Genomic DNA, 22136 nt, shown 5'->3' with positions numbered 1-22136 from the left:
TATCCATGAAATTCATCTACCTGCTCCTGCTCCTCCTGCTCCTCCTGCCCCTGACGTCCTGCCTGGACGACGAAATGGCCTTCACCGTGGAAGCCTCTCCCCTGAAAGCGGAAATCGTCCGCCTGGACGACGCCCCCGACGGCACGGTCAGCTACCGGGCCACCTTCACCGAACTCGACAAGGAAGGTATCCTGGACGCCAACGTGGGCATCATTTCCACCCCCGCGGCGGGCCTCGAGCTGACCGTATACAGCCAGACGCAAACCGCGCTGGAGACCGTCATCACGGACGATGCCGGCCAGGTCGTCTTCTCCGCGCCCACCGCCACCCTGCAGGGGGTGTCCCGGCTGGAATGGGCGGGCACCTACCAGGGCAAGGCCTTCCGGTTACTCACCAACTTATAGCTACCGCTCTCTTCTCATCATCCTTCTAATTCTACGTCTATGAACTCGCTTTCCACCAGCCGCCGCCAATGGTTGCGCCGCGCCGCCCTCACCGGTGCCGGCCTGGCCGCCCTTCCTTCTCTCTCCCTGTCGGCCCGCCCCGCCGCCGCTCCCGCCAACTTCCGGGAGTACCTGCCCCAACTGGAATGGGAGCGCCAGCTCAGCGGGCGCATGCCCCTGAAGGCCCGCATGCTGGCCAATGAGAACCCCTACGGCCCCTCGCCGAAGTGCGTGGAAGCGATCGCGGCCTCGGCGTCCGCCGGCAACCGCTACCAGCACGAAGCCGCCCAGCAACTTAAGGGCATGATCGCCGCCTTCGAGGGCGTGCCGGAAGACTACATCATGATCACCCCGGGGTCCAGCGAGGTGCTGGAGAAAATGGCTTTGGTGCATTTCCAGGAGGGGGGCAACGTAGTGGCCGCCGACCCCACCTACATGTCGCTCATCAAGGTGGTCATCGGCATGGGCGGTTCCTGGAACAAGGTCAAGGTGACCGACGACTGGGCCCACGACCTGGCGGGCATGCGGTCGGCCATCAATGCCGATACCAAATTGGTCTACGTGTGTAACCCCAACAACCCCACGGGTACCCTGACGGACAGCGACGCCCTGGCCGCGTTCTGCCGGGAGGTCGCGGACGAGACACCGGTGTTCGTCGACGAAGCCTACCTGGAATTTCTGCCCGATCACCGCGCCAAAACCATGGTGCCCCTGATCAGGGAGGGCAAGGACGTCATCGTGGCCCGCACCTTCTCCAAGATCCACGGCATGGCCGGACTGCGGGTAGGCTACGCGGTGGCCCGCCCCGAGACCCTCGAGAAGGTGGGGCGGATCAGCCGCGGGAACATGGGGCTGTGCAAGACCTCCCTGGAGGGAGCGATGGCGAGCATGGAAGACGAAACCTTCCAGGAGACCAGCCGGCAGCAGACGGCCGCCTTCCGCGAGCAGGTATACGCCGGACTGGAAGGCATGGGCATGGAGTACCTGCCTTCCTACGCCAGTTTCGTGCTCTTCCCAATCCCGCTGGGGGGAGAAGTATTTCTTGAACAGATGTTTGACCGTGGGATCGGGGTACGATCTTTTTCTATCCACGGTGATGATTACTGCCGCGTTAGCGTCGGAAAGCCTGAGGAGGTGGATTTATTCCTCACGGCGTTGCGCCAGGTTCTGGCATAATCCCATTAACCGCTGCGGGCCGGTCTATTGACGACGGCCCGCAGCATCTTTTTTCTCTGGTAATCTCTCTTCCCTGATGAACCCCGCGCTTCAGAAAACCCTCGCTTTCCTGCTACTCATCCTCGCCGGCTATCTCCTTCAACGCAAGATCGTTGGCAAACAGCAACTCGTCGGCGTCAAGGTGCTCATCCTGAGCATCGTGCTGCCCGCTACTATTTTCGTCGCCCTGCTCAAGGTAGAGGTGACCAGTGCCATGCTGGTGCTCCCCGTCCTGGCCCTGGTGCTCAACTTCGTGCTGTACGGGGTGTGCGGCGCGCTGCTGCCCCGGCTGGGCTTCCCCCGCGATACCCCGGGGTGGCGCACCATGGTACTCCTGCTGCCTTCCCTCGCGCCCGGCCTCAGTGCCTTTCCCTTCATTCTGGAGTACCTGGGCGAGGAGCCCCTGGCCCTGGCCGCCCTGGCCGACGTGGGCAACAAGGTCTTCGTGCTCATCATCCTCTACCTCGTGGCCATGAACTGGTACTACGCCCGCAAGGACGCCGCGGTGGAGCAGGCCCCGAACCGCCTGGACAAGCTCCGGGACCTGGGGCTGGCCCTGGTACAGGAGCCCGTGAACATCGTGATTCTGCTGGCGGCGGTCATGCTGGCGGCGGGCTGGACGCTTACCGACCTGCCCGCTTTCCTGGAGGGGACGGTGGCCCGGCTGGCCGCCCTGATGACGCCATTGGTACTGTTGTTCATCGGCATGGCCGTGCGTTTTGAGCGCGGTGAGGTGGCCCTGATCCTGCGGGTCCTCTGCTTCCGCTCCGGCCTGTCCTTCCTCTTAAGCGCGGGCCTGGTTTTCGCGGCCGGGCTCAGTGGCCCCCTGGCCCTGCTCACGGTCATCTTCGCCCAGTGCGCGGTGAGCTTCTGGCCCTACGCCCATATGTCGGCGGTGGAGGTGCTGAGGGGGGAGGGGAGCCATCCGGTGTTCGACCTGGATCTGGGGCTGAACGTGCTGGCCTTTTCACTGCCATTCTCCACGGTGGTGATCCTTTCCGTGCTTTCCTTCGGGGAGTGGTTTGCGGCTCCTTCCGTGATGGTTCCCGCAGGCCTTATCATGTGGATCGCTCCCCTGGCCTACGCCGTGAAGCCCTGGTTCGCACCCCCCGCGGAAGGGGAGGTGGAAGAGGCCCGCGCCTGAACTCCGGGGGCGGCGGCGCGCGGGTGCCGTACCCCTGCGTCAGTCGTTGTCGCTGCGGTGGCCGGCTACGGTGGTGTGGGTATAGAGGTAGGAGTTGAAGTCCGTGATGTCCTTGACGTCCGTATCGCCGTACTGCTCCGGGAGGTCCAGAAAGAAGGAGTGTTCGTCGTTGCCCAGCTTGGGGCTGTAGGTGAGGGATTCCTCGGGCCCGCCCAGATAGAAAAAGGAATGGTGGATGGCGAAGTAGTCGGCAGGCTCGCCGGTTTGTTCTTCCGCGCTGCCAGGGCAGAGGATAAGGTAGGTGATTTTGCCGGTGTCCTTGTTGCAGACCACGTCGCAGAGCACGGCGATGACCTTTCCTTTGGTGGAGTAGACTTCCGTGCCCAGTAGGGCGGAGAGGGAGAAGATCACCTTATCGAGGGGGTCAGGCACCGGGTGCTACTTTCTTACGGCGGCCCGTTTGGCCGTCTTGGCGGCCTCCTGGGCCTTGTGGGTGTTGACGGCCCCGATGATGGCCTGGATGATGGGCATGAGCATGCGGAGGCTGCCCATAAGGGCGGTAAACTGCTTGGCGCGGCTCCGCTTGGAGCGGTGCTTGCCGGCGACGTAGGGGGTGCCGTCCGGGTATTCGTGGATGACCTTGGTTTCCTTGATCACCTGCGGCCCCCGGTTGTTGGAGGAGAACAGCTTGCTTATTGCCATGAGGCCCAGCAGGCCGCCGCCGGCGGGCAGGACGACGTTCTTGACCAGGAAGGTGCCGGCGTTGTCGCGGGTGGTGCCGATGCTGTGGGCGAACTCCCGTTTGGCGAGCTCGGCTTCCATGCGCACCTGCTTTTTTCGCTTCCGCAGTTCGGCGAGGGTCGTGATTTTGGGTTCTCGTATCATGCTAAACTTCTTTACCGTCGTGCTCAAAAAACTTGGAAATGACCTTGCGAACTACCGGGTTGGTGATGAGGGGCTTTTTCAGGGCCAGTACCAGCAGGAAAAGCAGCAGGAAGATCAGGGTGACCAGGCCAAACCCGTATACGTAGCTGTCGAAGGCCAGGGCCAGGGCGAATCCCGCCGTAATCAAGGCAAGAATCAGGGTAATCAGGCCGATAACGGCCAGCACGACGGCCGTGATGATTCCTGAAATGGTCGTGGCCGACGTTTCGGCCAGGTTGAGTTTGAAGTACTCGATTTTCTTTTCGACGAGGCGGTTTACGTATCCGTAACTCTCGCCCAGTTGTTCGAGTAGTTCTTCTTTAGCCTGCATAGGTAGCTGTTTAAATAGGGACGGCCATGCAGTGATGGATACATTGCATGGCCGTCGTGTGATTAAGACTCATGTTCGGTCGGTGACCGCTGCCTAGCTTTCGGTAGTGCGGTCGATCTTTTCCCGGTTTTCGTCCATCTTGCGTTCTGCCTTGTTCACGCCGCGGTTGAAGCTGCTCTCGGCGCTTTTGGCGGTGGACTGGGCCGAGGCCTTGGCCTGGGCGGCCTTTTCATCGGCGGTTTTGCGGGCGGTTTCGGCCTGGGTGGCGGCCCACTGCTTGCCCTCTTCCAGTTTCGTCTTGGCCTGGGTAGTCAGTTCGTTCGTCTTTACTTTCGCCTGGTCGAGGTACTCCTGACCCTTGTGCTTGGCTTCGTCGACCAGCTGGTTGGCCTTGGTCGATACCCGCTGCCCGTAGGCGTTGATCTGGTTGCCGTATTCGTCAAATTGGGCACGGGCCTTGCGCTGCATGGACCGGCCTTCGTTGGAGTTGAGGTAGTATCCCACAGCAATACCGGCCAACAAGCCGAAGCCGAGGGCCCACCCTTTTCCAGAACCATTATTGTCTCTCATCTTTAGGAATTTTTAGTTTAGTGAGGCCCACAATCGGCGCTCGCTATTATATCGCGCCTCTCCTCAATAATGTTCATTAGCGCGGCTGCTTGACGAAAAATGCGGGTTTCGCCCCCCTTAAAGGGCAACTTGACCCACCGGGCCTTCGTTTCTTTCGAGTATGATTTTGTCAATCGGTCAAAATCTGAACGAATTTCGCCCTTTTCCCTTACCTTTGGTTTAACTCAAGGATAACCACAGAACTCCGGAAATTGAATTATCTATCCAGCAACATTAAGTTTCTGCGCAAACAGCGTAAACTCTCCCAGCAGCAACTGGCGGACGATTTGGGCGTCAAGCGCAGCAATATTGCGGCTTACGAAACCAAAAACGTTGAACCGCGCCTGGCGCTGATTCACGAGATGGCCACCTATTTCGGCGTGGCGCTGGAGGACCTGGTTATTACCGACCTCAAGGCGGAGTACATCGGCGGCGGAAAGGGCCGGGGAGCCCGCGCTACCGGATTGCCCCCCACCTCCGTGGAGGAGATCGTCCAGCTGTCGGGCAAGATCCAGCGGATGCTGGACGGGTTCAAGGTATTCTACGAATTCAAGAAGAACATGAATCAGCACGACGGTGAAACCCCCGTCGGCGACATCGACAACTTCCTGGTGTTCATCAACCACATGCTGGAGTACAACCGCATGATCGAGAACATCGTCACCGCCAACGCCGGCCGCGCCGCCGCTGCCGGTCCTGCCGCCCAGGAAGCCGTGGGCACCCCCGTGGCTGCCAACTGATCCCCCCATCCTTATTATCTAGACTGATCTTCCTCGCTTACCCCAGGTCGTCCGCGACCTCCTGCAGGCTGAGGGCAATTTCGTCGCTTCCCGGGAAATTCACCTGCCGGAGCATGGCAATGCTCTTCCGCAGCTTGATCTGGATGTTCCGTTTGCGTTCCCACTCGTTTTCGCGCTGGGCCATGGCCCGTTCGTTCTGTTTCACCACCGTGGCCAGTAGTTCGGGCAGGTTGCGCAGGTTCTCCTTCAGCAGGTAGCCCGAGGCTCCGTTGAGGATGGCTTCGGCCACCTTCTCCTCGTCGTTGAGGATGCCGGTGATGAAGATGAACGGCGTACTGTCGAGGTGCTCCCGCACGTGGAGCAGGGCTTCCAGTCCGTTCATGTCGGGGAGGTTGTAGTCAGACAGCACGATATCGGGCTGGAAGAGAGCAACTTTTTCCTGGAATTCCGCGCGGTGGCGGGCTACGGCGAAGAGCACGTTCGGGTTGAACTTCCTTACCTGACGCTTCACCAGCTCCAGGTCGACCGGCATATCCTCCAGGATGAAAACCTTAAATATTTCGTCGCTCACGTAGGAATGAATTTACTTATGAGTTGCGTTCGATCAGCTCGACGATTCCACTGCCCCCGATGGGGCCCATGGCGCGCTCGATGAGTTCCCCGTCCTTCACCAGCAAGAGGCCGGGAGGGTTGGTTACGTTGAAGACCTTGCAGATACGGGGTGAATCCTCCACGTCGGCTACGCCGAAGAAAACCTTGCCGTAGCGGTTCGAGAGGCCCTCCAGCAGGGTACGCATGATGATGCCGTGACCGTCCCAGGTGGAAGTGATCAGCAACACCGACAGGCCGGCGTGAGCCAGGACTTCGTTGATCTTGGCGTCATTTATGTGTGTCAAATTTTGCCCTTGCATGGAGTTCGTTCCAAAATTCGCTTAGAGTCGGCCCCTACTAGTGAAAATGCAAAATGCACCGGCTGCGGCGTGGAATCCTGTGGGGACTAACGAGTGCACCGGAAGCATGTTCACGCCCCAACCATATAGTTGACGAGCGGGCCTAAAGATATTGGGAAAGCCGGAATTGTCAGGACAACCCAATGATTGAATATCATCATTTAGTGAAATGTGAACATTGATCGGCAATTGCTGATTTGTGTAAATGCTTGTTCGTCAGGTGTTTGTCAAATTGGCACGATTGTTGCTAAAGTTCATTCGAGTGCATTTTACCCTATACACACACCCGATTAAGCTTTAGCATGACCAACCAGCAGTTTATGTCCGAAATGGACCGGCTCGAAAACATCCTGTTTTCTTTCGCACTCCGCCTCACCCGCAATTACGAAGACGCCCAGGACCTGATGCAGGAAACCATCTTCCGGGCCTACAAGCACCGCGACAAGTTCGCCATGGGCACCAACTTCAAGAGCTGGTCTTCCACTATCATGCGCAATACCTACATCAACCGTTACCGGAAGATGAAGAGCCGCAAGCACGTCAACGAACCGGTTGAGAGCTTCCTCTTCGCCGTGGAGAACAAGGGTGCCATCGCCAACGGCGGCGAGATGAACATGCGGATGGAGGAACTGGAGGGCAAGCTGCGGCAGATCAGCGAGATCTACAGCGTACCCTTCCTGATGTTCTACCGGGGCTACGAGTACAAGGAGATCGCCAGCTACCTGAACATTCCCATCGGGACCGTGAAGAGCCGCATTTTCCTGGCCCGCAAGAAGCTCAAGGCATTAATCGGCGATCGTTCGACGGCCGTCTAAAAATATTTTTCCACATTTTCGGAAGCAAATAAGTGCGATTCCACGGCTGGCGGGCGTTCTCATGGCACCCGCGTCACCGCCGTGATGACAGCGGGCGCAACTTTCTCGAAGGAGGGTTGTAGCTATAGACTGTTTAGTCTTAATTTGGCAGCATCCCTATATGGGGATAACGCCATTGGCACGCACGCCGCAGGAGATTCGCCCAAACCAACCGCCTTCTTCTCCGGCATTTTTTGGTTCAAGCTTTCGTCAATGAGACGTGAAAAATTTGTGTTTAATCAGCGTACCCTCGAGTACGACCGGATCGTAGAGCCCCTAAGTTTTACCCTGCTTCGCTTCTTCAGCTTCGGCTGCGCCGCTGTGCTGGCCGGCTTGCTGCTTACGGCGGCGGTTCACCGTTACCTCCCCAGCCCGGGTGAGCGGATGGTGCTGCAGGAACTGGAGATCGCCCGCGCCCAGAACGAGGCCCTGGCCGCCGACTACGATGAGCTGGCCGAGATCGTCGCCCACCTCCACGAAAGAAACAACAATACCGTACGCCTGGCCCTGCGCATGGAACCCGTTGACGACGATGTCTTCCAGGGCGGTAAGGGTGGCCACGACGCCTACGAAGACCTGAAGAGTCTGCCCCACGTAGGGCCCCAGATCGCCAGCCTCCGCGAAAAGGTGGATCAGCTGCGGTACCAAATCGACCTCCACAGCCGGTCGATCGATGAGGTTGCCGACAAGGCCCTCGAAAAAGAAGATATGCTGGCCTCCATCCCCAGCATCAAGCCCGTCCGGGTCGACCAGTTCGCCCGCAAGATGGAAAACCTCTCCGGCTTCGGCTACCGGGTCCACCCCAAGCTGGGCGTTAACAAGATGCACTACGGCATTGACTTCAACTGCCCCCGGGGCACGGAGATCCAGGCCTCCGGCAAGGGAGTGGTGGAGTTCGCCGGCCAGCAATCCGGCTATGGCAACTGCGTGGTCATCGACCACGGCTACGGCTACAAGTCGCGCTACGCCCACATGAGCTCCATTAAGGTGAAGAAAGGGCAGGAAGTGAGCCGCGGCCACCTCATCGGGCTCGTTGGCAGCAGCGGCATGAGCACCGGCGACCACCTGCACTACGAAATTGAGAAGGACGGCGAGCGGGTCGACCCCATCCAGTACTGCTACGACGGGCTCACCCCCGCCGAGTACCAGGAGCTGGTGGAGGCCGCCCGGCAGATGAACATGTCCTTCGACGAATAACAGGGATTTTTACAGACCAACTTGTTTTGGACGGCCCGCCCTTCGCGGGCCGTTCCCATTTCCGGTGGGCCCTTGTGGCTTGCTGAAGTTTTCCTTGTTCATAAGTGGAATTAAGTGTATCTTTGCACCCGCTTTGGACCCGCCAACGGGACCGAAGCATGCGAAACCATTGTTTTTAACCAATCAGTACACCTGATCCGATGAGAAATTACGAGACTACATTCATCGTAGACCCAGTGCTGTCGGGGGATGAGATTAAAGCGACAGCTCAGGCGTACGTAGACAACCTCCAGAAGGAGGGCTGCGAGATTGTGTTTGTGGACGAAATGGGCCTGCGCACGCTGGCCTACGACATCAACAAGCGCAACAACGGTGTCTACTACTGTGTGGAGTATACCGCTCCAAACGGCGCCTTTCTGAACAACTTCGAGCTTGGCATGCGCCGGGACGAGCGCATCCTGCGCTTCCTGACCGTGGCCCTCGACAAGTACGGCGTTCAGTACAATGCCGACAAGCGCGCCGGCAAAATTGGCAAGGCCAAGCGCCACAAGCAGGAGAAGCCTGCCAAAAACGAGCCCGCCGCTCACGGCATCAGCCGCAAGAAGGCCGACTCGCCCCACCTCACCGGTGTGCCCTCGGGCGACGCCGAGTCCTTCAAGGAAGAGGAGTAACCACAGTAGTAACAACAAAAAACAACCATCATGGCCAGTCGCGATGATATCAAGTTTCTGTCGAACCCCAAGATTGGTGGTCGCCGGAAGAAGTACTGCCGGTTCCGTCGTTTCGGAATCAAGTACATCGATTACAAGGACCCTGACTTCCTCCTCACCTTCGTGAACGAGCAAGGCAAGATCCTCCCCCGCCGGATCACCGGCAACTCCCTGAAGTACCAGCGCAAGGTGGCCTCGTCCATCAAGCGGGCCCGTCACCTGGCCATGCTGCCGTACGTCACGGACCTTCTCAAGTAAGTGCGTTCAGTAGTCGGGTAGTACGCTCCGCACTCCGGTGCTGGCGTTCGACCCGACTACTCAAGCATCCTACTCATCACTCTAACCGGTTCGTAAATGGGGCACCGCCCCGAAAGGCCGGGACAACATAATTTATCATGAAAGTAATTATGCTGCAAGACGTCGATAAAGTCGGCGATAAGCACGAAGTCATTGAGGTAAAGGACGGTTTCGGCCGCAATTACCTGTTGCCCCGTGGCCTGGCCATCATCGGCAACAAATCCAACATGGGCCGCCTGGAGGAGATGATCCGCCGGGAGAACGCCCAGGAGCAGAAGAAACTCGACGTTTACCGCGACATCGCCAAGAAGCTGGAGGGCAAGACCCTGCGCGTCGGCGCCAAGTCGGGCACGAGCGGCCGCATCTTCGGTTCGATCACCCAGCTGCAGATCCGCAACCTCCTCCAGGAGCAGTTCGGCGTTGACGTTGAGCGCAAGAAGATCGTCCTGCCCGAGGAAGCCAAGGAGCTGGGAACCTACAAGTTCACCATGCGCCTTCACCCCGAAGTGGTCAAGGAGATGGACATGGAAATCGTCCAGGAGTAAATACGAGCAGCAAAAGCTGACGAATTGGAGCGTGGGGATGTAAAGCACAAGTGGCTTGCATCCCCACTCTAGTCTTACACCAGCCCTTCCCGGATAAAGTCATGCAGATGGACAAAACCTAGGTAATTGCCCGCGGCACCGTCGACCACGATCAGCTGGCTGATGCTGTGCTCCTGCAGTCGGGCCACCGCCTGCACGGCCAGCTCATCCTCGGGAATGGTTTTCGGATTGGGGGTCATCATGTCCGCCGCCGTAGCGGTATCCAGGGGTACGTCCCGGTTCAGGAAGCGCCGCAGGTCACCGTCGGTGATCACCCCGACCAGCCGGTCGGTCTGCGGGTCAACCACGGCGGTAGCGCCCAGGCACTTGCCCGTCATTTCGTACAACGTCTCCTTCAGGGAAGACGTTGGCGACACCACCGGTTTCTGATTGTGGGGGTAGAGGTCGCGCACGCGCAGGTACAACTGCTTTCCCAGGGAGCCGCCGGGGTGAAAACGGGCGAAATCCGCCGGGGTAAAGCCGCGCAGGGCCAGCAGGGCCGTGGCCACGGCATCTCCCATCGCCATCTGCAGGGTGGTGCTCGTCGTCGGGGCCAGCTCGTTGGGGTCGGCCTCCCGCTCGAAGGGCGTCAGCAGCAGGTAGTCGGCCGCCCGGGCCAGGGCCGAATCCTCCCGGCTGGTCATGGCGATCAGGGTGTTGCCCAGGTTGCGGACCAGCAGGGTAAGGACGCGTATCTCGGTAGTTTCTCCGCTGCGGCTCAGAACAAGCACAACGTCAGCGGGTTGTACCATACCGATGTCGCCGTGAATTGCGTCGCCCGCATGTAAAAAGAAGGCCGGTGTACCGGTAGAATTGAGTGTGGCGACAATCTTTTGGGCGACCAGGGCTGTTTTACCAACGCCCGTTACGATCAGGCGACCCCCGCTGTGGAAGATCGCCTCGACCGACCGGGCAAAGTTTTCCCCGATGCCATCGGCCAATTGACTGAGTGCATCAGCTTCGATTCGCAGGGTTTGCCGTGCGGTTCGGACGACTACATCGGATTTTTTCAAAGTAAAGTGTCATTTAAGTGCCTAAGGGCAGCCGGCAAGGTAGATCAGGGCTTTTCGTAAATCCAAACGCCTCAACATTCGGGCGGGATGGCAACACGCCATTTCCCGGCCCAGCCTGCCGTTTTCCATTCAACCACCACGCGGATACATTCCGTACTCCCCATCAGGGCCCGACTATACGCTCGAATAATATTTTTCGGCATATATTGATCGGCCGGTGCCCCCTGGGTCTTAGTAAAGCCACAACCAAATGACTGCAAAAGCGTCAGTAAATTTTCTGGAAGAGGCGTTAGCCGACACCTTTGGGTTCGATACCTTCAAAGGCAATCAGGAAGCAATCATTCAGTCGTTGTTTGACGGCAAGGACACCTTCGTCATCATGCCCACCGGCGGCGGCAAAAGCCTCTGCTACCAGCTCCCCGGCATCATGATGGAAGGCTGCGCCCTGGTGATTTCCCCCCTCATCGCCCTGATGAAGAACCAGGTCGACAGCATCCGCTCCTACGGCGAAAGCGACGAGATCGCCCACTTCCTCAACTCCTCCCTGTCGAAAACCCAGATGCGGCAGGTGAAGGAAGACATCACCTCCGGCAAGACGAAGCTGCTCTTCGTAGCCCCGGAGACCCTCACCAAGGAGGAGAACATCGAGTTCTTCCGGGAAGCGAAGATCTCCTTCGTGGCCATCGACGAGGCCCACTGTATTTCGGAATGGGGCCACGATTTCCGCCCGGAGTACCGCCGGATCCGGGAGATGCTTGACCTGATCGGACACCAGATCCCCATCATCGCCCTTACGGCTACGGCCACGCCCAAGGTGCAGTCCGACATCGTGAAGAACCTGCGCATGGGGGAGGACCAGAATACCTTCGTGTCTTCCTTCAACCGCGACAACCTCTACTACGAGGTACGCCCCAAGGGCAAGAAAGAATACACCTTCCGCCAGATCATCAAGCTGGTGAAGGAGATGCCCGACCAGTCGGGAATCATCTACGTCCAGAGCCGGAAAGCCGCCGAGGAAATCGCCCAGGCCCTGGTCGTCAACGGCGTAAAGGCCGCTCCCTACCACGCCGGTCTGGACCCGAAGACGCGCTCCCGCACCCAGGACCAGTTCCTGATGGAGGACGTGGACGTCATCTGCGCCACCATCGCTTTCGGCATGGGAATCGACAAGCCGGACGTCCGCTTCGTCATGCACTACGACATCCCCAAGTCGATCGAGAACTACTACCAGGAAACCGGCCGGGCCGGCCGCGACGGACTGGGCGGAAGGTGCATCGCCTTCTACGCCTACAAGGACATCCTGAAGCTCGAGAAATTCCTGCGCGATAAGCCCCTCATGGAGCGGGAAATGGGCGCCCAGCTGATGCAGGAGGTCATGGCCTACTCCGAAACCACCGCCTGCCGCCGCCGCTTCCTGCTGCACTACTTCGGCGAGGAATACGACGAGGCGAACTGCAACAAGATGTGCGACAACTGCCGCTACCCCCGCGAGCGGGTGGAGGTCAGCCAGGAAATGGTCCAGGCCCTCGAGTCCGTCAAGACCCTGGACGAGAATTACCCCCTCAAGACCCTTATCGAGTTCGTTCTCGGCAATGAGACGAAGCAGATGAAGGACTACGGCTTCACCGAGCTGCCCGGCTTCGGTACCGGCAAGGACCGTGAGGAGGTCTTCTGGAGCTCGGTGTTCCGCCAGGCCCTGCTGAACAACCTGGTGCGGAAGGACATCGAGAGCTACGGCACGATCAAGATCACTCCGGAAGGGGAGGCCTTTCTGAAGAAGCCCACCTCCTTCGAGATTCCCATCGACCACGACTTCGAGAAGGAGCTGGCGCAGGATATGCAGGGGGAAGCCGACGATGCCAAGGCGGTCGTGCTCGACGAGCCCCTGCTGGTAGCCCTCAAGGACCTCCGCAAGAAGGAATCCAAGCGGCTGGGCATCCCTCCCTTCGTTATTTTCCAGGACCCCTCGCTGGTGGACATGGCTACCCGCTACCCCATCGATCTGGAGGAGATGAAGAACATCCACGGCGTCAGCATTGGCAAGGCCCGCCGGTACGCCACTCCTTTCCTGCAGCTCATCGAGAAGTACTGCGAGGAGAACAACATCGACCGGCCCAGCGACTTCGTCGTCAAGCAGGTCGCCAACAAGTCCAAAACCAAGGTCAACATCATCCAGGGCGTCGACCGCAAGCTGCCCCTCGAAGACATTGCCTCCGGCAACCAGCTGAGCATGGACGAGCTGCTGAACGAAATGGTGGTGATCGTCTCCTCGGGTACCAAGCTCAACATCGACTACTACATCGAGGAGGAAGTCGACGAGTACAGCCTGGAAGACACCTACGAGTACTTTATGCAGGCCGAAACCGACGACCCCGACGTGGCCTACCAGCAACTCAAGGAAGACGACGTCACCCTCGAGGAGATCAAGCTCGTCCGCATCAAGTTCCTGAGCGAAATGGCCAACTAGCCGCCGGCGCGCAGGTGCCAAAGACTAAATCTGAAGCCCGTTCCACCTTGGTGGAGCGGGCTTTTTTTGTTGGCCAGGAGGAGTTGTGGGGAATAAAATCCCGCGGGAGTTCGAGGTTGATGACATATATTTTGGTGTAATGTCACTTAGACGGCTTAAATTGATCGTGTTATACCACTAGTGTCCTGCGGAAATTTTGGCTGTGATGGGTAAGTGGGAGAGGATAGAATACCGCTCCGCTGGACTGTTCGACCGCGTCACATAGCCGAATGTCAGCAGGCGCGATTTTCGAATTCCAGCACACTATGAAACAACTTTACCCAACGCATTTATACACCAAGTTCAGATTTTGGGTCGCATTGGCCCTGCTCGCAGTTTCCCTGCCAGTGGCTGCCCAGCTGCAGGGGACCTACACCATCGGAGGAAGCAGCCCGGATTACGCCACGATCAATGCGGCGGTAGCGGACCTGACGACCCAGGGCGTATCCGGAGCCGTTGTCTTCGACCTTCGCCCCGGTACCTATGCCGAACAGGTGGAACTGGGGGCGGTCAATGGAGCGTCCGGTACAAATACCATTACGTTCCAGGCGGAAAGCGGCAACGCTTCGGATGTCATCATCTCCTACGCGGCGTCGGGGGCCACCGACAATTATGTCCTGCAGTTTAACGGCGCCAGCCACTACCGCATCAAGCACCTGACCATTGATGCAGGTGGATCTTCCCACGCGCGAGCGGTAGCGGTGATCAACGAAGCCGAAGACTTGCTGATCCAGAACAGCCAGTTCTCATCGCCGGAAACGAATTCCACGACTACCCATCTTGCCGTCCTCTACCTGGAGCCCACGTTGGCCAGCGATATCCACATCCGGGACAACCGGATCACGGGCGGCAGCCGGGGCATCTACTACACCGGGTCCACCACCGCCCAACCCACGGGCACGGAAATCACGGGGAATACGGTGGAGAATTTCCGCTACCAGGGAATCTCACTGAGCCACCTGGAGGGCGGGATTCTCACCGGCAACCGGATCATCGGCAAGCTTGCGGGGTATTCCTACTACGGCCTGTATACGAGCCAATGGGACGGCACGGCGGCTGCACCGGCGCTTGTGGCCAACAACTTTGTTGCCATCCCCCACAGAGGAAGCCAGGCCGTGTACCTGTCCCGCAGCGAGTACCTGGGTTTTTACCACAACAGCGTGTACGCGGCCGAGGATGTCACGGCCTTCAACCTGCCTTTTGCCCAACACGTAGCGGTGAAAAACAACATCTTCCGGGCGGGTACGGGCGACGCGGTGAACATCTTTAATCCTACCTCTCTGGACATGGACTACAACAACCTGTTCAGCGACGGCAGCTTCCTGGGCTGGTGGGGCAGCACTCAGGTTGTCGATCTGGCGGCCTGGCAGACGACTTCGGGGCAGGGGGGCAACTCCCTCGGTTTTGATCCCCAGTTCGTCTCGGCAACGGATCTCCACGCCCAGGCACCCGCGCTGGCCGACGCCGGTATTGCCATATCGGGCCTTACCACGGACATCGACGGAGAGTTGCGTGATGCCACGCCGAGCGTCGGCGCGGACGAGTACTCGGCCGCGGCCCTGTCACCGCTATCCGGGACATATTCCATCGGTGGGGCGGGGGCGGACTTCGCCACCTTCAACACCGCCGTGGACGCCATGCGCATCAACGGCATCAGCGGGGCGGTGACCTTTAATGCAGCGGCGGGTACCTATCCCGAGCAGCTGGAAATCCCGGCCATCCCCGGCGCCTCGGCGACCCATACGATAACCTTTCAGTCGGCTACGGGGGACGCTGCCTCCGTGATCCTCAGTTACGGTGCCGCGACCGCTGGTGACAATTACGTGGTGCGGTTGAGTAATGCTTCCAACGTCCGGCTCCAACACCTTACCCTGGAAGCAACCGGCATCACCTACAATCGGGTGGTGGAAGTGGTGAACCGCGCGGATGACCTGCTGCTCGCAGGCAACCGGCTCCTGGCTCCGGAAACCACCTCCGCCAGCCTCAGCCTCTCCGTCGTTCACCTGAATCCCACCCTGGCCAGCAATATCCACATCCGGGACAACCGAATCACGGGCGGCAGCCGGGGCATTTACTTTGCCGGGTCCAGTGGTGCCCAACCCACCGGCACGGAAATTACGGACAATGTAGTGGAGGGGTTCCGCTACCAGGGGGTTGCATTATTTCATCTCCAGGGTGGGTTGCTCACCGGCAACCGAATTATCGGCAAGCCCGGGGAATACACCTACTACGGACTGTATGTGAGCAATTGGGACGGTACTACGGCTGCGCCGGTGCTGGTGGCCAACAACTTCGTTTCCCTCCCCCACAGTGGCAACCAGGGGGTCTACCTGACCGGCAGCCAGTACCTGAACTTTTACCACAACAGTGTCCACGTAGCTGGAAATGGAACGGCCCTTAATATGGTTTCCACCGGGGACGTAGCGGTGAAGAACAACATCTTCCGGGCGGGGACGGGCGACGCGGTGAACGTCTCCAGCGCAACTTCTCTGGACATGGACTACAACAACCTGTTCAGCGACGGCAGCTTCCTGGGCTGGTGGGGCAGCACTCAGGTTGTCGACCTGGCGGCCTGGCGGACGACTTCGGGTCAGGGGAGCAATTCCCTTGGGTTTGACCCCCAGTTCGTCTCGGCAACGGATCTCCACGCCCAGGCACCGGCGCTGGCCGACGCCGGCATCGCCATTCCCGGCCTTACCACGGACATCGACGGGGAGTTGCGCGACGCCACGCCGAGCGTCGGCGCCGACGAATACTCGGCCACGGCCCTGGTACCGCTGTCGGGGACGTACACAATCGGTGGAGAGGCCGCGGACTTCGCCACCTTCAACGCCGCGGTGGACGCCATGCGCATCAACGGCATCAGCGGGGCGGTGACCTTTAATGCGGCAGCGGCTACCTACCCCGAACAGCTGGAAATCCCGGCCATCCCCGGCGCCTCGATGACCCATACGATAACCTTTCAGTCGGCTTCGGGTGACGCCGCCTCCGTGATCCTCAGTCACGGTGCTACAACCGCCGCCGACAACTACGTGGTGCGACTGAGTAACGCTTCCAACGTCCGGCTCCAACACCTTACGCTGGAAGCGACCGGTGAAATTTACAGTCGGGTGGTGGAGGTGGTGAACCGCGCGGATGACCTGCTGCTCGCAGGCAACCGGCTCCTGGCTCCGCAAACAACCTCCGCCAGCCTCAGCCTTACGGTTCTTGACCTGAACCCCACCCTGGCCAGCAATATCCACATCCGGGACAACCGGATCAGTGGCGGCAGCCGGGGCATCTACTTTGCCGGTTCCAGCAGTGCTCCGCCGTCGGGCACTGAAGTCACGGATAATGTGGTGGAGGATTTTCGCTACCAGGGGATCGCATTATTCCATCTGCAGGGTGGGATGCTCACGGGTAACCGGATCATCGGCAAGCCCGGGGTGTATACCTACTACGGACTCTATGTGAGTAACTGGGACGGAACGGCGGCTGCGCCGGTGCTGGTAGCCAACAACTTCGTCTCCCTCCCCCACAGTGGAACCCAGGCGGTCTACCTCGCCAGCAGCGAGCACCTGGATTTTTACCACAATAGCGTTTACGCGGCCGGGGGTGGAACGGCCTTCAATATGCTGTCCTCCGAGAGCGTCGCCGTGAAAAACAACATCTTCCGGGCGGGTACGGGAGAGGCGGTGAACGTTTCCAATGCTACTTCCCTGGACATGGACTACAACAACCTGTACAGTGACGGCAGCTTCCTGGGCTGGTGGGGCGGGAATCAGGTAGCGGACCTGCCGGCCTGGAGAACGATTTCGAATCAGGGCACGCATTCCCTCAGCGTAGACCCCCAGTTTGTGTCGGCCACGGATCTACACACCCAGAATCTTGCGCTGTCTGAAGCCGGCATCTCCATTTCGGAAATCGATACGGACATTGACGGTGAGGAGCGGAGTGATACGCCGAGTATCGGCGCGGACGAATTCGGCACCGATGGAGATGATATAGACGATGATGATGACAATTGTCCGAATGCCTTCAATCCTGACCAGGAGGATTTTGACAACGATGGCATAGGAGATATCTGCGATCCAGACGACGACAACGATGAGGTAGCGGATACCGAGGACTGTGACCCCTACAATGCTTCCATTCATACCCAGCAGGTGTTCTACGCCGACAGGGACAGGGATGGCTACGGCGATGCGTCCGTTACACTCACCGATTGCACCGCACCAGCGGGTTACGTATCCGTAGCGGGCGACTGCGACGACGGCGATAGAACCGTCTACCCCGGCGCCCCGGAACTGTGCGACGGCGTGGACAACGACTGCGACGGCAACGTGGATGAGGGCTTGGCCACTGCCACCTACTACGCGGACGCCGACGGCGACGGTCTGGGCGACCCGACCAGCTCGATTGTGAACTGTGCCCAGCCGGCGGGCTCCGTCAGCAACGCGGATGATTGCAACGACGGTGACGCTTCCGTCGGAGTTGCCACAATCTGGTACGCCGACGTGGACAACGACGGTTATGGCGATGCATCCATCACTCTGACCGACTGTACCGCCCCGACGGGCTATGTGTCCGTAGCCGGCGACTGCAACGACGGTGATGGAACCGTCTACCCCGGGGCCCCAGAGCTGTGCGACGGCCTGGACAACGACTGCGATGGCAACGTGGATGAAGGCTTGGCCACTGCCACCTACTACGCGGACGCCGACGGCGACGGCTTGGGTGACCCGGCCAGCTCGGTCACGGACTGCGCCCAGCCGGCGGGCTCCGTTGGTAACGGCGATGATTGCAACGATGGTGACGCTTCCGTCGGAGTTGCCACAATCTGGTACGCCGACGTGGACAACGACGGCTACGGGGATGCTGAGACCCAGATAGTGAACTGTACCGCTCCGGTGGGCTACGTGTCCGTAGCGGGCGACTGTGACGACGGTGATGGAACCGTCTACCCCGGGGCCCCAGAGCTGTGCGATGGGCTGGACAACGACTGCGACGGCAACGTGGATGAGGACGTGGCCACCTCCACCTACTACGCGGACGCGGACGGCGACGGTCTGGGTGACCCGACCAGCTCGGTCACGGCCTGCGCCCAGCCGTTGGGCTACGTCAGCAACGACGACGACTGCGACGACGGGGACGCCTCCATCGGAGCCGCCACAATCTGGTACGCCGACGAAGACAACGACGGCTACGGGGACGCCGAGACCCTGATTATTGAGTGTACCGCCCCGGCGGGCTACGTGTCCGTAGCGGGCGACTGCGATGACGGTAATGGAACCGTATACCCCGGTGCGCCGGAGTTGTGCGATGGCCTGGACAACGACTGCGACGGCAACGTGGATGAGGACGTGGCCACCGCCACCTACTACGCGGACGCGGACGGCGACGGTCTGGGCGACCCGACCAGCTCGGTGACGGACTGCGCCCAGCCGGAGGGCTACGTCAGCAACGCGGACGATTGCGACGATGGTGACGCTTCCGTCGGAGTTGCCACAATCTGGTACGCCGACGTGGACAACGACGGTTTCGGCGATGCCGAGACCCTGATAGTGAACTGTACCGCCCCGGCGGGCTACGTGTCCGTAGCGGGCGACTGCGATGACGGTAATGGAACCGTCTACCCCGGCGCCCCGGAACTGTGCGACGGCGTGGATAACGACTGCGATGGCAGCGTGGATGAGGACGTGGCTACCGCCACCTACTACGCGGATGCCGACGGTGACGGCCTGGGCGATCCGGCCAACTCGGTCACGGACTGCGCCCAGCCGGAGGGCTACGTCAGTAACGCTGACGACTGCGACGACGGGGACGCCACCATCGGAGCCGCCACGATCTGGTACGCTGATGGGGACAACGACGGTTATGGCAATGCATCTATTACCCTCACCGATTGTACTGCCCCGGCGGGCTACGTATCCGTCGCGGGCGACTGCGACGACGGTAATGCTACCGTCTACCTCAGGGCCCCAGAGCTGTGCGATGGGCTGGACAACGACTGCGATGGCAACGTGGATGAGGACGTGGCCACTTCCACCTACTACGCGGACGCGGACGGCGACGGTCTGGGTGACCCGACCAGCTCGGTCACGGCCTGCGCCCAGCCGTTGGGGTACGTCAGTAATGCAGATGACTGCGATGATGGTGATGCCACCATCGGAGTTGCCACGATCTGGTACGCCGATGTGGACAACGACGGTTATGGCGATGCATCCATCACCCTGACCGACTGTGCCGCCCCGACGGGCTACGTGTCCGTCGCGGGCGACTGTGACGACGGTGATGAAACCGTATACCCCGGGGCCCCAGAGCTGTGCGATGGGCTGGACAACGACTGCAATGGCAACGTGGATGAGGACGTGGCCACTGCCACCTACTACGCGGACGCGGACGGCGACGGTCTGGGTGACCCGGCCAGTTCGGTCACGGATTGCGCCCAGCCGTTGGGCTACGTCAGCAACGCTAACGATTGCGACGATGGTGACGCTACGATCGGAGTTGCCAAGACCTGGTATGCGGATGTGGACATGGATGGCTACGGCGATGGATCCACCACCCTCACGGCATGTGTGAAACCCATCGGCTACGTGACTGTTGCTGGCGACTGTGACGACAACGATGCATTGGCTTACCCCGGTCAGCAGTGGTACATTGACCGCGACCGCGACGGTTATCCGGAATCGACGGTAAGCGAATGTTCCCGACCCACGGATGGCTTCGCGGCATTCGAGTTGACGTCAACGGCCATCGACAACTGCCCGGGCACTTTCAACCCCGGCCAATCCGACAGCGATGGGGATGGAACCGGTGATGATTGCGATACCCCGGATTCAGAGCTGGTTTCCGATTTCTGGTTGGAAGCCGAGTGTGGTACGGTTGGCAACCATTGGAAGATTGCTCCCGATGCGAATGCTTCCAATCAAACGTTTGTCCACGCCCCCGGCAAACATTTCATACATCGCGCACCGGCGGACGTAGCGGATAACCGCATCCGCTTCACCCTGGACCGCGCCGAGGCCGGGAGCTACTTCCTGCATGTCCGTGCCTTCAGCCGCAACCGTGGCGAAGACTCATTCTGGATCCGCCTCAACGATGGGGAGTGGATCAAATGGAACAACATCGACTGCGACAGCCATTTCAAATGGTCGACCATGCCCGTCAACCTGGAGCTCGAATCCGGTACCAACACGCTAGACGTTGCCTTCCGGGAGGGAGGTACCATGCTGGATAAGGTCTTCATATCACAGAATGGCACTTTACCTACGGGTTTCGGAGATTGGGCGACCAACTGTCCCGGATTGAGTGACCAGCCCCCTACGGCCATTGCTTCCGCTTCCCGAACCCACGGTATCGCTCCCCTTACGGTACACTTTGACGGCAGCCGGAGCTATGACTTTGATGGCCACATTACCGGGTACAACTGGACCTGGGAAGGGGGAAGCGCGAGTGGCCCCAAACCAACCGTGGTATTTGATGCCGGAGTCTATCAGGTCAAACTGCAGGTCACCGACGACAGTGGGCTAACCAATTCGACAACCATCACGGTGGAAGCGACTGCCCCCACCGCGCCTGATTCCTCCGCCTTTTCTTTCGAAGCGGAGTGTACCGCCCGTGATGACAGCTGGCACCTCAGTGCTAGCACTGAGGCAAGTGGCAACCGCTTTGTCAGCTATACGGGGTGCCAGTGTATGGAGGAGCCGGCTGAGCAACGGGCTGGACAACACCTGACCTATGACTTCCTTACCACCCAGTCCAATACCTTCTACCTTTTCCTTCGTCTCGACGCGCCCGATGAGGGTCGTAACTCCTTCTGGGTCCGCGTGGACGACGGTGACTGGATCAAGATGTGGAAGGAAGAAGATGGCAGTCCGCTCCTGACCAGCGGCTTTGAATGGCGCCGCGTCAACAATGATGCACGACCCATATCCTTTGACCTGGCTCCCGGTGAGCACAGTATAACGGTGGCCTCCCGTGAACCGGGAACCAAGCTGGACAAATTGATCCTGTCCGCGGATAATAGCCTTCCCCACGGCACCGGCGCCCCCGCCCAAAACTGTACGGAAACCGCGATCTACACCGGGGGGCAACCCTTTGTGGAGGAAAGGGTGGTTCCCTACAATGATGACTTGTTTATCACCCCCGCGTTGGCGGTCTATCCGAACCCGGCCACTAACCAGGTTTCAGTGGAACTAAGCGACGGATATCTGGGCGTAGTGACCGTTTCCGTGGTAGATGCACTGGGTCGGCAAATACTTCACCGGAACCGTAACAAGGAGGATCAGGTGTTACGGACCGAACTGTCGGTGGCAGACCTGCCGCACGGTCTCTACCACCTGCTGATACGGCAGGGCGATTGCCAGACGGTAAGGCGCTTCGTCAAGCAGTAATACCTTCGCCGGGCGCAGGAGCTCGGTAACCGTAACGGCCCGTTTCCACCCGGAAACGGGCCGTTTTGATTGGGAAGCGCCTATCCGTAAAAATGATGGTTCTGCCTACACCGTGATTACTACTGCAACCTGGGATAGCTACAATTCGAATGATTCGGACAAGGATAACTGCCGAATTTTTCAATATTTTTCTCACATTTGGGTTAAAATTGATCACGCTGCCTGGGTCACCCTGATAGCT

18 protein-coding genes are annotated in these 22136 nt (G+C 59.6%); 11 read left to right on the top strand and 7 right to left on the bottom strand.

The window, feature by feature from the left end; all coding sequences use genetic code 11:
* Positions 1-5 precede the first annotated feature (5 nt).
* From CGL56_RS11045 to CGL56_RS11035, 3 genes are all read left to right on the top strand, one after another.
* Positions 6-404, top strand: a complete 399-nt coding sequence (locus CGL56_RS11045; protein WP_099106620.1) for a hypothetical protein — start codon at positions 6-8, stop codon at positions 402-404.
* 39 nt (positions 405-443) lie between these two features.
* Complete coding sequence (locus tag CGL56_RS11040; protein ID WP_099106619.1) at positions 444-1619, top strand: pyridoxal phosphate-dependent aminotransferase; 1176 nt, start codon at positions 444-446, stop codon at positions 1617-1619.
* Between the two features lie 76 nt (positions 1620-1695).
* Positions 1696-2802, top strand: coding sequence for an AEC family transporter (locus CGL56_RS11035; RefSeq protein WP_099106618.1), 1107 nt, complete (start codon positions 1696-1698; stop codon positions 2800-2802).
* A gap of 39 nt (positions 2803-2841) precedes the next feature.
* On the opposite strand, the gene CGL56_RS11030 is transcribed toward CGL56_RS11035, so the two are convergent.
* The 4 genes from CGL56_RS11030 to CGL56_RS11015 all read right to left on the bottom strand — a co-directional run bounded on the left by CGL56_RS11030 (position 2842) and on the right by CGL56_RS11015 (position 4627).
* A complete protein-coding gene (locus CGL56_RS11030; protein ID WP_099106617.1) occupies positions 2842-3234 on the bottom strand; it encodes a PRC-barrel domain-containing protein in 393 nt (130 codons plus the stop codon).
* A gap of 6 nt (positions 3235-3240) precedes the next feature.
* Positions 3241-3687: a hypothetical protein gene (locus tag CGL56_RS11025; protein ID WP_099106616.1), complete on the bottom strand. Its 447-nt coding sequence runs from the start codon at positions 3685-3687 to the stop codon at positions 3241-3243.
* 1 nt (position 3688) lies between these two features.
* A complete protein-coding gene (locus tag CGL56_RS11020) occupies positions 3689-4057 on the bottom strand; it encodes a phage holin family protein (RefSeq protein WP_099106615.1) in 369 nt (122 codons plus the stop codon).
* Between the two features lie 93 nt (positions 4058-4150).
* Positions 4151-4627, bottom strand: a complete 477-nt coding sequence (locus tag CGL56_RS11015) for a YtxH domain-containing protein (protein ID WP_143470690.1) — start codon at positions 4625-4627, stop codon at positions 4151-4153.
* Positions 4628-4878: 251 nt separating this feature from the next.
* On the opposite strand from CGL56_RS11015, the gene CGL56_RS11010 reads away from it, so the two are divergent.
* A complete protein-coding gene (locus CGL56_RS11010) occupies positions 4879-5406 on the top strand; it encodes a helix-turn-helix transcriptional regulator (RefSeq protein ID WP_167641686.1) in 528 nt (175 codons plus the stop codon).
* A 37-nt stretch (positions 5407-5443) separates the two neighbouring features.
* On the opposite strand, the gene CGL56_RS11005 is transcribed toward CGL56_RS11010, so the two are convergent.
* Entirely contained in the window at positions 5444-5977 is a 534-nt protein-coding gene (locus tag CGL56_RS11005) for a response regulator (protein ID WP_099106612.1), read from the bottom strand.
* Between the two features lie 16 nt (positions 5978-5993).
* Positions 5994-6302, bottom strand: coding sequence for a thioredoxin family protein (locus CGL56_RS11000; RefSeq protein ID WP_167641687.1), 309 nt, complete (start codon positions 6300-6302; stop codon positions 5994-5996).
* Between the two features lie 356 nt (positions 6303-6658).
* Between CGL56_RS11000 and CGL56_RS10995 the strand changes: the two genes are divergently transcribed.
* The 5 genes from CGL56_RS10995 (at position 6659) to rplI (ending at position 9959) form a co-directional block, all read left to right on the top strand.
* The gene (locus CGL56_RS10995) at positions 6659-7171 is read left to right on the top strand and encodes an RNA polymerase sigma factor (protein ID WP_099106610.1); all 513 of its coding nucleotides are present in this window, start codon (positions 6659-6661) and stop codon (positions 7169-7171) included.
* A gap of 252 nt (positions 7172-7423) precedes the next feature.
* On the top strand, positions 7424-8407 hold the full coding sequence (locus CGL56_RS10990) for a M23 family metallopeptidase (RefSeq protein WP_167641688.1): 984 nt from the start codon (positions 7424-7426) through the stop codon (positions 8405-8407).
* A gap of 200 nt (positions 8408-8607) precedes the next feature.
* On the top strand, positions 8608-9078 hold the full coding sequence (gene rpsF, locus CGL56_RS10985; RefSeq protein ID WP_099106608.1) for a 30S ribosomal protein S6: 471 nt from the start codon (positions 8608-8610) through the stop codon (positions 9076-9078).
* A gap of 30 nt (positions 9079-9108) precedes the next feature.
* Positions 9109-9375 carry a 30S ribosomal protein S18 gene (rpsR, locus tag CGL56_RS10980; protein WP_099106607.1) on the top strand — a complete coding sequence of 89 codons (267 nt, stop codon included), beginning with the start codon at positions 9109-9111 and terminating at the stop codon, positions 9373-9375.
* A gap of 137 nt (positions 9376-9512) precedes the next feature.
* Entirely contained in the window at positions 9513-9959 is a 447-nt protein-coding gene (rplI, locus tag CGL56_RS10975; protein ID WP_099106606.1) for a 50S ribosomal protein L9, read from the top strand.
* 74 nt (positions 9960-10033) lie between these two features.
* Here the strand turns inward: rplI and CGL56_RS10970 are convergent, their stop codons facing one another.
* A complete protein-coding gene (locus tag CGL56_RS10970) occupies positions 10034-11011 on the bottom strand; it encodes a KpsF/GutQ family sugar-phosphate isomerase (RefSeq protein WP_099106605.1) in 978 nt (325 codons plus the stop codon).
* A gap of 250 nt (positions 11012-11261) precedes the next feature.
* On the opposite strand from CGL56_RS10970, the gene CGL56_RS10965 reads away from it, so the two are divergent.
* The gene (locus tag CGL56_RS10965) at positions 11262-13478 is read left to right on the top strand and encodes a RecQ family ATP-dependent DNA helicase (protein ID WP_099106604.1); all 2217 of its coding nucleotides are present in this window, start codon (positions 11262-11264) and stop codon (positions 13476-13478) included.
* Positions 13479-13837: 359 nt separating this feature from the next.
* Positions 13838-21895 carry a MopE-related protein gene (locus tag CGL56_RS18645; RefSeq protein WP_167641689.1) on the top strand — a complete coding sequence of 2686 codons (8058 nt, stop codon included), beginning with the start codon at positions 13838-13840 and terminating at the stop codon, positions 21893-21895.
* Positions 21896-22136: the final 241 nt, after the last annotated feature.

The organism is Neolewinella marina, from assembly GCF_002631205.1.
GTDB classification, from domain to species: Bacteria; Bacteroidota; Bacteroidia; order Chitinophagales; family Saprospiraceae; genus Neolewinella; species Neolewinella marina.
This window is presented reverse-complemented; position numbering and strand designations above follow the sequence as displayed.